The organism is Stieleria neptunia (genome assembly GCF_007754155.1).
Lineage (GTDB): Bacteria > Planctomycetota > Planctomycetia > Pirellulales > Pirellulaceae > Stieleria > Stieleria neptunia.
On record NZ_CP037423.1, the window covers coordinates 10,578,965 to 10,594,167 of the forward strand.

The 15,203-nt window shown below is 59.5% G+C and carries 6 protein-coding genes (1 of these 6 cut by a window edge); 4 read left to right on the forward strand and 2 right to left on the reverse strand.

The genetic code is table 11. From position 1 onward, the window contains the following. On the forward strand, positions 1 to 6,360 hold the 3' end of the coding sequence (locus Enr13x_RS36255) for a right-handed parallel beta-helix repeat-containing protein (protein WP_145391800.1). It extends 25,242 nt beyond the left edge of the window; 6,360 of the gene's 31,602 nt are visible here — the last part of the coding sequence; its start codon lies off the left edge, out of view; the stop codon is at positions 6,358 to 6,360. Between the two features lie 15 nt (positions 6,361 to 6,375). On the opposite strand, the gene Enr13x_RS36260 is transcribed toward Enr13x_RS36255, so the two are convergent. Together Enr13x_RS36260 and Enr13x_RS36265 are read right to left on the reverse strand one after the other, a co-directional pair. Next, positions 6,376 to 9,132 carry a bifunctional acetate--CoA ligase family protein/GNAT family N-acetyltransferase gene (locus tag Enr13x_RS36260; RefSeq protein WP_231743996.1) on the reverse strand — a complete coding sequence of 919 codons (2,757 nt, stop codon included), beginning with the start codon at positions 9,130 to 9,132 and terminating at the stop codon, positions 6,376 to 6,378. Between the two features lie 146 nt (positions 9,133 to 9,278). Next, positions 9,279 to 10,139, reverse strand: coding sequence for a helix-turn-helix domain-containing protein (locus Enr13x_RS36265; RefSeq protein ID WP_145391801.1), 861 nt, complete (start codon positions 10,137 to 10,139; stop codon positions 9,279 to 9,281). A 369-nt stretch (positions 10,140 to 10,508) separates the two neighbouring features. Between Enr13x_RS36265 and Enr13x_RS36270 the strand changes: the two genes are divergently transcribed. The 3 genes from Enr13x_RS36270 (at position 10,509) to Enr13x_RS36280 (ending at position 15,198) form a co-directional block, all read left to right on the forward strand. Further along, complete coding sequence (locus Enr13x_RS36270) at positions 10,509 to 12,086, forward strand: sulfatase family protein (RefSeq protein ID WP_231743997.1); 1,578 nt, start codon at positions 10,509 to 10,511, stop codon at positions 12,084 to 12,086. 23 nt (positions 12,087 to 12,109) lie between these two features. Continuing rightward, entirely contained in the window at positions 12,110 to 13,621 is a 1,512-nt protein-coding gene (locus Enr13x_RS36275; protein ID WP_231743998.1) for a sialate O-acetylesterase, read from the forward strand. Between the two features lie 92 nt (positions 13,622 to 13,713). Beyond that, positions 13,714 to 15,198: an arylsulfatase gene (locus tag Enr13x_RS36280; protein WP_231743999.1), complete on the forward strand. Its 1,485-nt coding sequence runs from the start codon at positions 13,714 to 13,716 to the stop codon at positions 15,196 to 15,198. Positions 15,199 to 15,203: the final 5 nt, after the last annotated feature.

Here is a 15,203-nt window from a genome sequence, read left to right on the forward strand (position 1 = left end):
GACATCTCGCTCTACCAAACCAACGCGATTGGCGACGCGACCACGATTCGCAACAACCACTTTGCCGATGTCGATCGCGGAATCTCGATCGCATCGACCTACAGTGCGGTCCCAAGTTTGGTGGAATCCAACGTGGTCCGATCGTTCGACGATTCGGGCATCGACGCCTATGGCAACGTTCTCGTGACGGCCAATTCGGTGGCGTACGGAAACGGAAACGGAATCAAGGTCAGCCAGAACGCGATTGCCGATGGCAACACCGTCTCGCACAGCAACAACGGGATCGTGGGCGGTGATTATTACAACGCATCGATCGTGCGAAACAATCGGGTTTACGCCAATGCCGCCAGCGGCTTGGTGGTCTACAACAGTTCGTTGGTCGAAAACAACGTCTCCTATGCCAACGCGATTGGCATGCGGATGGAAGCGTCCTCGTCCGGCAATCGCGTGCTGGCCAAGGGCAACGTGCTGTACGACAACAGCGATGCCGGCGTCGTCGTCGTCAGCGGCGGGTCGGGCGGGCAACTGGTCAACAACACGATTCTTCAGCCGGTCGGCCTGGGTGTCGAAGTGACCGCCAACTCCCGGGATTTCGAACTCCGCAACAACATCATCGAAGTTGCCGCCGGTCCGGCCATCAGCGTCCACGACAACAGCCAACACGGTTTCACGTCGGACTACAATCTCATCCATGCCCCCGGCGCGGGCACGCTGGGGTTGTGGGGTGATCAGCCCTTTGACGATCGTTCCCAGTGGTATCATCGACTGGGATTGGACCAACACAGCGTCTTCGGCGAAGACGCGTTCTCGGATCCACAATTCGCCGATCCCGACGGCATCGACAATGCGCGTGGGTATCTCACCGATCCGATCGGCTCGGCCGTCATCATCGATGACGGCGATCCGGATTTCGCGGTGACCGCGCCGTGGAATGATTACACCACCGGCGGCTTCGGTGGCGACTTCTTGCTGGCCAGACCCAGCGGTGGTGTGTCGCCGGAAGCGTCCTGGACATTCACCGGACTGGTCGATGGAGGAACCTACCAAGTCGCCGCCACGTGGCCGGGCGGGTTGTTCTCCAGCACCGCCGACTATCTGGTCGAAGATGCACTTGGAACGCTAAAACACAGAGTGCTCTACACCTACAACACTCCGCCAAATGACTTCAATGACGACGGTGCGTCCTGGGAAGAATTGGCGACCGTCGTGGTCAGCGGCGACACCTTGACCGTCCGGCTGATCGCCAACGATTTGTATTACGACACCGCCGCCGACGCCATCCGGTTGCAACGCATCGTCGGCGACGTCGGTGCCGATGACGATTTCCACGTCGCATCGGGATCTCCCGCGATCGACGCCGGTCGGCCGTATGATGGCCGCTTGGCAGATGTCTATGCGGCGGAACCGACACCCAACGGTAGCCGCCTCAACGCCGGCGCCTTCGGCGGCACGGCCACCGCGACGACCAGCCCACCGGCATCCCTGCAAATCCTCTCACCGGGCGACTTCGACAAGATCAAACTCGGCGAAACCATCGACATCCACTGGAACGCCGGCGGCAGCGCGGTGAGAACCGCCGATGCGCAGATCGCTGCCGACACGCGGTTGGCGGCCGGGCCATCGGCCTACTGGCGATTGAACGACGCCGCCGGGGCAACCGTCGACGGGTCTCCGATTCTCGACAGCGGTCCCAACTCGCTAGCCGGCACCGTGATCGGCAACGTCCAATTGATGGCCGACGGTGTGTTCGGCTCCCAAGACGACGCGGCGATCACGATCACAGGGGATGACACCTACGTCCGCGTGCCGCACAACGATTCGCTGTTGACACCACAGTTCACGGTCAAAGCCTGGGTGTTGGGTTCCGACCTCTTGTCAAACTATGACGGTCTGATCTCCAAAACGACCAACACCAGCTGGAACGACGGATTTGGAATCTATCACGTCAACGGACGGTTGTATTTCTTCGTCAATCAATGGGGAACGGGTGCCGGTCAGAACCCGAGTTTTGCGCTGGCAGACGATCGCTGGGTCCACGTCGTCGGGACCTATGACGGCAGCACCGCACGACTGTACGCCGACGGTGAATTGGTGGGTGAACAGACCATCGCCGACCCGCTCCGCACCAACACGGCTCCGCTGGAAATCGGGCGTTTCGCTCATCCTTCGTACACCTGGAAAGATTCGATCGATGAAGTGGCGATGTACCCGCGTGTCCTGACGCAAAGCGAAATCCGCGACTTGTCAAACCTTGCCCCGCTCAGCAGCGTGGACCTGGAACTGGTCGATTCGGCCAGCGGTGCGACCACGGTGATCGCCAACGATGTGGTCGCGCAAGGCAGCTACGCCTGGACCGTGCCGACCGACATCCCGGTCTCACGCGATTATCAAATCCGCATCCTCTCCAACGAGCCCTCCGCCGCGTCGGCAATCTCCACCGATTCGTTCCAGATCGTTCCCGCCGGCAATGTCTTCTATATCAACGACGCCGCAACCAGCGGCGATCAATACACGACGGCCACCGGCGACAATCACAACGACGGCCAATCGGCGGCGACTCCGATGGCCGATTTGCGGGCGCTCGTCCAAGCCTATGACTTGGATCCCGGCGACACCGTTTACGTGGACACCGGCGATTACGAATTGCTCCGAAATCTGTTCCTCGATCAGTCCGATTCGGGTGTCCGGATCGTCGGCCCCAGTGGCGCTGCGGTCGCACTGCTGGACCGCGACAATGAATCGGCGTTGGCCCACACGATCGAGTTTGTCGGGGCCGATGGTGTCACACTCGAGTCGCTTTCGATCACCGGCGGTGAAAATGGAATCGTTGCGGCCAGTCAGAGCGACAGTGACTCACTGATCCTTTCGGACCTGACGGTGTTCAACAACCTGCAGGTTCAAATTGAAATCTTTGAAAGCAACGATCTGATCTCCATTCTCGATTCACGCATCTTTGATAACAATCCGACCTATGCCGGAATCGATCTTCGCAGTCGAGAGAATGTGATTCTGCGGAATGAAGTCTTCGGACACCGCGATGGGATTTACCAACCCAGCGGCGGTGGAAACGTGATCGCCGACAACGAGGTCTACGACAACACGCGTTGGGGGATTTACATGAACAACACCGATTACACGTTGCCCTCGCAGCGCGTCGTCGGAAACCATGTCTATTCCAACGAAACAGGGATCTATCAGAATTACTATAGCAACAACGATAGCCGCGGATTGGTCAGCGGCAATGTGGTGGAATCCAACAGCGACTACGGGATTCGTGTGACCGGATCGGTCGACGTGGAAAACAACCGCGTCTTTGCCAATTCGAACGTCGGCATCCTGGTCGAAACCACGGCGTCGGTCGCACGCGGCAACGTGGTTCACGGCGGCGGCACCGGCATCCAGTTGGGCAGCACGTACGGCGGCGGCGTGGCGATCGGAAATCGCGTGTTTGACAATGCGGCGTCCGGGATCCTCGCCTATCCGACCAGCCTGGTCGAAGCAAACGCGGTCTATTCCAACAGCGTCGGGATTGCCGCGGCCGGATTGTCGTATTCAACGTTCAAAGGCGACATTTTCAATAACTTGATCTACGTCAACACCAATCAGGGCATTCAGCTCAACTACTCCGCCGCTGGTGCCGAAATCATTGGCAACACGATCTACCAACCGGTCGGCGAAGCGATTCGATTGACGGGCACGAGCCGTGACGCCACGATTCGCAACAACGTGCTACGGATCGATAGCGGACACGGCATCTTTGCCCAGCCCGGTGCGACCACCGGACTGGACATCGATCGCAACGTCTTCCTGCAAGGCACCGATCCCAATGCGTTTGTCGGGCACTGGGCCGGCGTGGATGCGGATCTGATCGCCGACTGGCGCACCGTCAGCGGCCAGGACGCGTTCAGCGTCGAAGCCGACCCGCTGTTCATCGACCTGGACGGTGCCGACAATGTGATCGGATTCGATCCGTTGGCCAACTCCGGGAACGGCTACGACGGCGGTCGCGATGACAACTTTATCGTCCGCAAGAACTCGCCGACCATCGACCGCGGCGATGGCGTCGTCGCCACGCTGACGGACTTGCAAGGTTCGCCACGATTGGACGATCCCGACACGGTCGATGCCGGACGACTCCAATACAGGGAAGTCGACCTGGGATCGAATGGCTTCGCAGAAGTCGGCGTCGCCCAAAACTGGCGCAGCTACGGCGCCCGCTGGACTTACGATCTGCCGTTCCCGTTCGAGCTGGCGAATCAAACGTTCACGCAGGTCAACGTCGGCAGCAATGGCCTGCTGCAGTTCGGCACCACTTCGAATGCGGGCGACCTGAACAACTCGATCGACAAACTGGACGATTACCCGCGGATCGCGGGGCTGTGGGACAACCTGTCCACCTACCGCACCGGCGATGACATCTACATCGACGAATCGATCGGCGGACAAGTCACGATCCGCTGGGCGGCGACGAATGAAGCCGACCAATCGCCGGTCAATTTTTCGGTCACCTTGTACGACGATCACGAAGTCGAATTCCATTACGGCCCGGGAAACACCAACCTGACACCGACGATCGGTATTTCCGGCGTGCCCGGCCGACAACAGACCATCGCCAGCCTGAACGACTCGGCCACACTGACGGACACTCATTCGCTGCGGTTCGAACTCGTCCCCGGCTTCGTCGACATCGGCGCCTACGAGTTCCGCGGCGAGAGTTCCGACGTGACGCCGCCGACGGTCATTCAGTCCACCCCGTCGGCCGTCGAAAACGAAACGATCACGACGCTGGGCATCGACAGCATCGGCATCGTCTTCAGCGAAGAAGTCAACAACATCGATGCCGCCGCGTTGGCCGCCTATGACCTGCGTGCCAGCGGCACGAACGGATTGTTCGGCGACGGTGATGACGTCGTGTTCACCGTGGTGCCGGCGTTTAATCTCGGCGACGACTTCGTCACCTTGGACATCGCCGAAGGCATTTTGCCGCCGGGCGATTACCGTTTGCGGGTCCCCAGTGGACTCAGCCGCAGCGTTCACGACACCGCCGGACTGCGACTGGACGGGGACGGCGACGGAAACGAAGGCGGCGATTTCGAACGCTTTTTCACCGTCGCGATCAACCAGCAACCGACCGCCGACCCGCAATCGGTGACCGCGACCGAAGACGTCGAATTGCCGATCACGCTGACCGGCGACGATGGTGATCCGGCGATCGTCCAAGGGCTCAGCTATTGGCTGACCCAATTGCCGGCCAACGGGACGCTGGCCACTTCGCCGGGTGGAACGCCGCTGCAAGCGTCGGATCTGCCGATCCAAACCGATGGGCAGCTCTACTTCACACCCGCGATGGATTCCGTCGCACCCGAAGGCTTTGATTTTTATGTGCAAGACGACGGCAGCACCGCCAACGGTGGCGTCGACACGAGCACCCCGGCCGGGGTGACCATCAGCATCACGCCGGTCAACGACGCGCCCCGCGACGTGGATTTGGTCGACAACCTGCTGATCGAAAACACGAACACCTCCGCGGGCGACGTGTTGGTGTCCGCCTTCACGGTCGTCGACCCCGATGTTCCGGATTCGCACAGCTACGAACTGGTCGCCGGTGACGGGGACATCGACAACGGCCGGTTCCTGGTCGTCGGCGATTCGTTGTATTTGAAGCAAAACGAGTCGTTGGATTATGAACAACAATCCAGTTACCAAGTTCGCGTCGCGGCGATCGATGCCGTCGGGGCCAGACTGGAGCGTCCACTGACCGTCGAGGTGCTGAATCTGCCCGAGCTGGTGGAAATGCGGTACGACCAAAACCAAGCCGGTAACCACCAGCGATCAAGGCTCTCCAGCGTCACGCTGGTGTTTGATCAGACCGTCACGCCCAGCGGGACGGCGTTTGAGGTCATCAAACGCGGCATCTCCGATCCGATCGCCGCCGCGGTCGACTTCAGCGTTTCGGTAGAAGACGTCGCCGGACACAGCGAAGCGACGCTGACGTTCACGGGATCGCACTTGGACGTGGCGGGAGCGTCTTTGTCGGATGGCAACTACATGCTGACGCTGCTGGGCGGTGAGATCGTCGGCGCGGGCGGCCTGGTACTCGATGGAGACCAGGATGGCACCGCCGGTGGCGATGTGGTGATCGGCGACGAAGCGGCCGACGCCTTCTTCCGCTTGTTCGGCGACAGCGACGGCGACCGCAATGTCGATGGCCAGGATTATGGTCGTTTCGGCCTCTCGTTCCTGAAAGGTGTCGGAGAAACGGGATTCAATCCCGCCCTCGACAGCGACAACGACGGGGACGTCGATGCAATCGACTACGGCCGTTTCGGCCAGCGTATGCTGAAACAGTTGCCGTTCTAAACAGGCCTGAATGATTCACATCAGGATGAGAGGCGAGAGACGCTTTCTGGCGATCACCACATCGTCGGATTGGCTGCGGTCCATCACAAATCCACGGTTGGTGAACATGCGGATCATGCGTGCATTCCTGGGAGCCATTTCGGCGACGACCGATCGAATCCCCCAGTCCGCACAGATCTCCAGGCAATAGTCCATCAGGACCGAACCGAGCCCGACGCCTTGCCAAGGATCGCCGACCAGAATCGCGAACTCCGCTTCGTGGTGGTCGGCATCGGCGACCAAGTGGCAGACCCCGAGCAGTTTCCGCTGACCGTCTTCCTCGGCTTCGGCGACGATGGCGATCTCTCGGTCGTAGTCGATATAACAAAACCGCGTGGCCATCTCGTGGGTCGACGCTTTGAACATGTAGCGGTATCGCATGTGAAGCGATTCGGGTGAGCAACAAGCCAACAGGCTGTGCCACATCGGTTCGTCTTCGGGTTTGATCGGACGTAGCAGAATGGCCGTCGAATCCTTCAGGATGATCCGCTTGGTGTATTCGTCCGGATAGGGCCGAATCGCCAGATGCGAATAGGGCCGCACGGGATGCAGCACGGTGTCATGATCGACCACGATCCGGGCGTCCAGGGCGATCACGTCATGGCTGGTCACCAACAGCGGGTTGACATCCAGTTCTGTGATTTCGGGATAGTCCGCAACGAGATAGGAAAGCCGCATCAAGACCTCGACAAGCCGGTTCAGATTGATGCCGGGACGCCCAGGTTCACCCTCCAGCAAGGGCCATGACTTGAGCGACTGGACCATTCGCCTGGCAAGACGCTCGTTCAGCGGCGGCAACTCGAGCGCCAGGTCTCGCAACAACTCGGTCGTCGTCCCTCCGGCACCGACCATCAAGACGGTTCCGAAGACCGGATCACGTTTGGCACCCACGATCAGCTCGCGGCTATTCGGTTCGACCAACATCCGTTGGACCGTGACCCCATCGATTCTGGCTTCGGGACAGAGTTCCTCTGCCCGTTTCAGAATCCGATCGTACGCCAGTGCGACATCGTTGCGATTGGCGAGATTCAGTTCGACGCCGCCGACGTGTGTCTTGTGTGTGATGTCCGGTGAAAACACTTTGAGCGCGACGGGGTATCCGACGCGCGCGGCGCACTCGGTCGCATACGCCAACGAACAGGCGACATGGGTGGGGATGACCGGAATGTCATGCGCCTGCAGGAATGCCTTGGACGTGGTTTCCGTCAGCACGTCGTGACCCTCGCTCAAAAACGTCGTGACGAGGGAACGCTGCTTTGCACGATAAAGAGGAAACTCGATCGGGACTTCACGCGGCGTTTCGTAGAGCGTTTCGCGGTTCCGTCCATAGGCCACCAGGTTCATGAACGCTCGAACGCCTTTTTCCGGTGACGAATACGTCGGAATGCCTGCCGCGTTGAGCAACTCGGTGCCTTCGCGAACCCTGCCACCTCCCATCCACGCCGCCAGGACGGGTTTCGACGCATGTTTTGCAGCCTGCACCACCGCCGCGGCGGTGCCGGTCGGGTTGGTCGTCGCGTAGGGCGACAGCACCACCAACACGCCATCGACGCCCCGGTCGGCCAACACGAGTTCCACCGAGGACTGAAATCGTTCTGGCGTGGCGTCCCTGAGCACATCGACCGGATTACCATGCGACCAAACCGGCGGCAGTTGTTGGTTCAGCTTTTCAATCGTGTCATCGGACAACGTTGCCAGCGAACCCTGCTGACCGAGTAGCTCATCGGTCGCCATCACGCCCGGCCCACCGGCATTGGTGATGATCGCCAATCGTGGTCCGGAAGGCGTCTTTTGTTGCGACAGAAGTTTTGCGCAGTCGAACAACTGTTCCACGCTGTAGACCCGAAACACACCCGCCCGCTTCATCGCCGCTTCATAGACACTGTCGACGCCGGCCATTGTTCCCGTGTGCGTGGCCGCGGCCTTGGCGGACCCGGTGAATCGGCCCGCCTTGTAAGCGATGATCGGCTTGGTTCGCGTGAACGCCCGGGCCGCCGACATGAACTTGCGTGGCTCGGTGATCGACCCGACGTACAAGATGATCGACCGAGTCCATCGGTCGATTGCGAAATAATCAATCAGATCGGCGATGCCGACGTCCATCATGTTGCCGACGGACACGAAATGCGAAAAGCCGACGTTCTCTTGGAGCGCCCAGTCGAGCACGGCGGTGCAAAGCGCCGCGGATTGTGAAATGAAGGCGATATTCCCCTTGGGTGGTATGTCGCTGACAAAGCTGGCGTTGAGTGAAAGGTGGGGCGCCATGATGCCCAGACTGTTTGGCCCCACGATCCGCAGCCCCTCGAACGGCGCAGCGGATTGCAGCACCGCCTCTTTGAGGACTTTCCCGCCGGGTGCCGCTTCGCGAAATCCGGAGGTCAGAATGACCAATCCTCGAATGCCCGCCCGACCACACTCGCCAACGTATCGCGGCACCGTCTCGGCCGGACTGCAGATCACCGCCAAGTCCACGGCCTCGGGCAAGTCGGCAATCGAGCGATAACACGGCATACCGCCGACACTGGTGTACTTGGGATTGACCCGGTACACCGGCCCGACGAATCCGCCCGCGACAAGATTGTCGACAATGATGCGCCCGGCGCTGGATCGACGTTCGCTCGCACCGATCACGGCCACGCTACGGGGCGCGAAGATCATGTCTAGATTGCGAATCGGCATGGCAAGTTGCTCGCAGGTCTTGAGCGTGGCAGCGGCCTGCATCTTGCGAACCATCAAACCGTCGGCTGAACGCTGATGTCAATTGTCTCCGATCACGGGCACAAAGCAAACAGCGACTCAAAGGGAGGGTCAGCCCCCACCCAAGGACTCGCACGACTGGCTCCCCGCGCGACAGAATCGACTCACCCGCCCCACCCATTTCATTGATGGCGTTTACGGTAGTCGCGCGGCGACCGGTCGTGTACTTTGCGGAACTGGCGGCTGAAGTAGTTACTGTCTGAAAAGCCAACGGTGAAGGCGATGTCGGTGATGCTGCGATCGGTGTTTCTCAGCAGGTTGCTCGCTTCGTCGATCCGAAGCTGAATCAGGTAGTTGATCGGCGACGTTCCCATGGCGGCCTCAAAAATCCGCAAGAAGTTGGTCCGCGACATGCCGGACATCGTGACAAGCTCGTTCAGCGTGATCGGACGATCGATGTTGCGTCGCATGTACGAAATCGTTTCCCCAATCCGAACCAGTGTCTGGCTCGTTGGGTTTCGCGTCTCGCTGTAGCTGCGAGACAAGAACGTCACCAGTTCGAGCATGGCCGCGATCGCCATCACTCGGAATCCCGATCGCCGCAGCTTGAGTTCATCGTCGAGCTTCTTCACCAGCCGTAGCGTCTCGGCAAGTTCCGCCGGGGTCAACTGCAGACGACTTGTAAAGTTATGGTGGCTCCGCCAGGCAGGCTCCAACGTGAACAGGGCATGGTATCCCGAGAGAGATTGCAGATCGCCCAGGAACAACGGCAGCTCGCTAGGAACGAACAGGATATTGATCAAACTCAATCGATCCATGTTCAAATAGTCATGGGGACGGTCTCCACCGATCACGAAGGTGTCTCCCGTCGTCAGTTCGTAGCTGTCTTCACCGGTGATATGGACCCCCGATCCGCCGGTGATGATGACGATTTCTGAAAACTCGTGGCGGTGCAAGCCGAACGGTTCCTGGGGATCACGTCGCTCCACGACGATGGGAAATCCGTCCTCGTGAAACCAGTCCTGTTTCTTGAGCGTTCTCATCGTGTGAAAAGTTGCCTCGCCTGGAGAACGCACCACAAACCGCCAGATAATGGCCGCTTGGATCCCGGTAAAGAGACTGCCCTGCAGGGGATGATTGTGCTAGTTCGTTGACCGGTCGTCAAGGTTTCCCAGGCAAAGGGCTACGCCGTGAACGATTCATTTCCTGTGTTTGACCAGTCCTCCACGGCGGACCAACCCTCCACTCGGATCCACTGACGCGGCATGATGTCAACTTTCAGACCGTTGCCGTGTCGGATCAGCCGAAGCGTCCGGCATAGACGTTCTTTCGGCTACAATCCTTGACGTTGTTGGCCACGGAAACCATTTGCGGTCCCTGTCCTTTCGATTCGATTTGGAGAATACAACGTTTTGAAGAATGCTACGCTTCTCGGCTGCTGTGCCGCCTGGCTCCTCGTGTTGGCGTCGTCCCACCCCGCTCGGGCCGCTGATGACCTCCCCAACATCGTCGTGATCTATGCCGACGATCTCGGCTTCGGCGACTTGTCGTGCTACAACGATGACGCGCCATACAAGACGCCTCGATTGGATCAGATGGCCGCCGAAGGCATTCGTTTCACCGATGCCCACAGCCCGTCCACGATTTGTTCGCCATCGCGATACGGTCTCTTTTCCGGACAGCAGATTTATCGATCGACCGGCCGGGGCGGTGGAGCGTTCGAAGGACCAAGCGGCCCCAGCTATCTAAAGCCCGGTACGCTAACGATTGCGGACATGCTGAAACAGCAGGGCTATCGCACAGGTGTCTTTGGCAAGTGGCATGTGGGGCTCAGCTGGTTCGACAAAGACGGCAAGCGTCTCGGCGGTGGCTTCGAAAACTCGCTGCTGATCGATTACGAAAAGAGTACGCCGCTGATCGATGGCCCCAACGCCAGAGGCTTTGACGAATCGTTCGTCACTCCCAATTGCCCGAACACCGATCCGCTCTACGTCTACATCGAAAACGGCATGGTCCCGACTCCGGCCAGTGTACGGCATCAGCGCGACACGCTGCCGAACCCCGGTGGCAAGTGGCGGTGGGACAATGACGAAGGCTGGAAGTCGCCGGGCTATGACTTTGTCAATGCCGACCTGCTGTTCTATGAAAAGACCAAAGCCTTCATCACCGATCACGTCCGGCAAACGCCCGACAAACCATTCTTCGCCGTGCTGTCGACCCAGATCGCTCACGCCCCGGTCTTGCCGGCCAAGGAATTCAACGGCGTCACGGACGCCGGGCCGCGAGCCGACTTTGTGTGGGAACTCGACGCGATCGTTGGACGTGTGATTGATTTGTTGAACGAACTGGACATCGATGACGACACATTGGTGCTGTTCAATTCCGACAACGGCGCCGAAACGCTGCACGTCCATTGGATGCGACAAGACCACCAGCATGATCCGTCAGGCGGCTGGCGGGGCATGAAGCGAGACGGTTGGGAAGGCGGTCACCGGGTTCCTTTCATCGCGCGATGGCCGGGACACATCCCGCCCGGCCAGGTGACCGACCAGATGACAAACACCACCGACATCTTCGCCACGGTCGCTTCGGTCGTGGGCGTTGCACTGCCCGACGACGCGGCAACGGACAGCTTCGATATGCTGCCGGTGATGCTGGGACAACAGCCGGAAACCGATCCGATTCGACCTCATCTACTGACGCAGAGCTTTCGTGGCGAGTTCCAGATTCGCCAAGGACACTGGAAATACCTCGATCACCAAGGATCCGGCGGCAACGGATATGAACAGGGCAGCATGGCGCTGTACGCGCTGCCGGAACAAGAACCGGATGCGCCCGGGCAGCTCTACAACTTGAAAACGGATCCCGGCGAGACAACGAATCTGTATTTCAAGGAAGAAGCCAAACGCAAAGAGCTGCAAGCCCTGTTGGAAAAATTGAAGACCTCGGGCCGCAGCGCTCCCATCGGCCGCAAGCCGTTCCGCAACTAAGCACATACAACTGGCCGACGATCATGTCACGCATTTCATTCCTGTTCGCATTGTTGATGGCGATCGCTTGCCCGCCAGCGTCGGCGCAGCAAGTTGCATCGCCCCAACCATCCGCCGCCGCAACACAAACAGCCGATTCCCTGAAGCTGGCGGGCATGTTCAAGGACCACATGGTCTTTCAACGCGAATCCGACGCGGCGATCTGGGGGACGGCAAAACCTGGGGCCACCGTCGCGGTCGCGCCTTCCTGGTCGCAAGAAACGTCCACAGCCATCGCCGACGAGAGCGGCAAGTGGCGCACGTCGATCGAGACGCCTGCGGCAGGGGGCCCCTTCCAGATCGACGTGAACAGCGGTTCGGAAAGGGAGCAACTCTCCGACGTGCTGGTCGGCGAAGTCTGGATCTGCTCCGGCCAATCCAACATGCAATGGAAGCTGCGCGGCTTCGGCGTTGACCACTTCAAAGAAGACGTCGAAAAAGCAACGTTTCCTCGAATTCGGTTCTGCGATGTTCCACAGGCTTTGGCGCTCGAAGGCCAGGACGATGTGAATGCCCGTTGGACAGTCTGCAGCCCCGAGTCGGCGTTGAACTTCAGCGCAGTGGCGTATTTCTTTGGTTCTCGATTGCACCAAGAACTCGATGTGCCGATCGGATTGATCTCGACCAACTGGGGCGGATCTTCGGCAGAGGCATGGGTCAGCCCCGAAGTTCTCAAACGCGACTTCCCCGAATTCAATGAGCAATCTGCGACCTACGACGAGATCGCGGAACAAACCGGTGTCCTGTTCAGTCGCGGCCGGAAACCGCCGAAAGGTCTGAACCAACGCAGCCCCAGCGTGCTTTACAACGCCATGATCCGCCCGCTCATTCCGTTCGCGTTCCGTGGCGTCATCTGGTACCAGGGAGAGTCCAACGTGAAGCACCCGGAACAGTATCGACGGTTATTCCCCGCGATGATCACCGATTGGCGAACTCGCTGGGGGCGGGGCAATTTCCCGTTTTACTTCGTCCAGATCGCTCCATTTGCCTACAAACAAGAACCTGTCAGCGCGGCGTTCTTGCGCGAAGCACAACTGATGTCGCTTTCACAACCCAACACGGCGATGGTGGTCACGATGGACATCGGAGATCCAACCAACATTCACCCCAAACAGAAGAAGCCCGTCGGCGAGCGACTCGCACTGCTTGCCCTGAAGCACGACTACGGGCAAACGGATCTGGTCGCCTCCGGGCCGATCTATCGCGGGCACACCGTCGAACAAGACGCCATTCGACTTCGCTTTGCAGAACTGGGAAGCGGTCTGGCCAGTCGCGACGGCCAACCGCTGACCCACTTCACCATCGCCGGTGCCGACAAAACGTTTGTCGATGCCAGCGCGGTCATCGACGGCGACACGATCGTTGTTCGCAGCGATCAGGTCACGAATCCTGTGGCCGTACGGTTTGCCTGGGGAAGCGGCGACATGCCCAATTTGTCCAATCAAGATGGACTTCCCGCGTCATCATTCCGCACCGATGACTGGCCGATCGAGTAACAACGTTTCGGGTGTTTTGCGAAATCATGAACCGGAACTCGACTCACGAGTGCCGGTCGTTTTTGAAGATGGCAATCGAGAAGATGTATCCAATGAAAAGATATCCTGCACTGGTGTTGGCAACCACATGGATCGTGCTCGCCGGCATGGCCATGGCCCCTTCGCGATCCATGGCCCAATCCGCCGAGCCCGAGCGGCCCAACATCATCTACATCATGCTCGACGAGTGGGGCTACTTTGAATCGGGGCACATGGGGAACTCCGATCTGCTGACCCCGAACATCGACCGTTTCGCTCGCGAGGGCATGCGTTTGACCAATGCCTATGCGGGCGCTCCCGTCTGCGGCCCGACCCGCTGTTCGCTGCTGACCGGACTGCATGCCGGACACATGTCGATGCGAAAGAACGACGGGTTTTCGCCGATTCGCGCCGAGGAACCCACCCTGGGCAGCATGCTCAAGCAACAGGGCTACGCCACGGGTGGGTTCGGCAAGTGGGGCATCGGCGGACGAGGCACTTCCGGGATCCCCGAAAAGCACGGCTTCGATTTGTTCTTCGGCTACTACGACCAAGTCCACGCCCACACGTTTTATCCGCGCTACCTGATTCGCAATAGTGTGGAAGTGCCGCTGCCAGGCAATCCCGGCTTGAGCTTCTACGAAGGCGAGACACATGCCCAACTCGCCATCTTTCAGGAGTCGTTGAAGTTCATCCGCAAGAACCAAGACCAGCACTTCTTCTGCTACCTTCCCTGGACGCCGCCCCATGGTTTGTGGGGCATTGATGAAGACGATCCCTCCTGGCAGCTTTTCAAAGACAAACCGTGGACCGCGGGCCAGCAGACGGAAAACGATGCCAAGGTCTACGCCGCATTCATGCATCTGATCGACCGCCAACTGGGACAGATCATCAGCCTGCTGAAAGAGTTAGCGATCGACGACAACACCGTGATCTTTCTCTGTGGCGACAACGGTGGGCAGGACTATTTCGCGACGCCCGAGCGGCCGCACGGTTTCTTCGGCCCCAACCTGAACCCCGAGACCGGCGAACGTTTCCGTGCCGGGAAAGGCTCGCTCTATGAAGGCGGCCTCAAGGTGCCCTATCTGGTGCGTTGGCCGGGTCGGATCAAGGGGGCTTCGGTCTCGGATCATCTACTCTACTACCCGGATATCATGCCGACGCTTGCGGAGATCGCCGGCGCGGCATGTCCGACGACCGATGGCCTGTCCTTCGCCCCCAGCTTGCTCGGGCAAGGCGATCAACCCACGCATCCCTATCTGTACTGGGAATACCAGGGCCAGACGGCGGTGCGGATGAATCAATGGAAGGCCTATCGAGGCAGGAGCGGGACGTGGGAACTTTATGACCTCTCTCAGGACATCGAAGAAAAACAGAATGTCGCCGACGACCATCCAGACGTCCTGAAGCAGCTTGTGGCAACGGCGGACGAGGCGCACCATCCGGTCCAACCAGGCGAAATCTACGACCGCCAATTGACCAACAAAGACCATCGCCAAGCCCCGCACAAAGGAAACCTCAACTTCTTGAAGAACAGCGGTGGGGAAGCCCGCGATTGAACCTT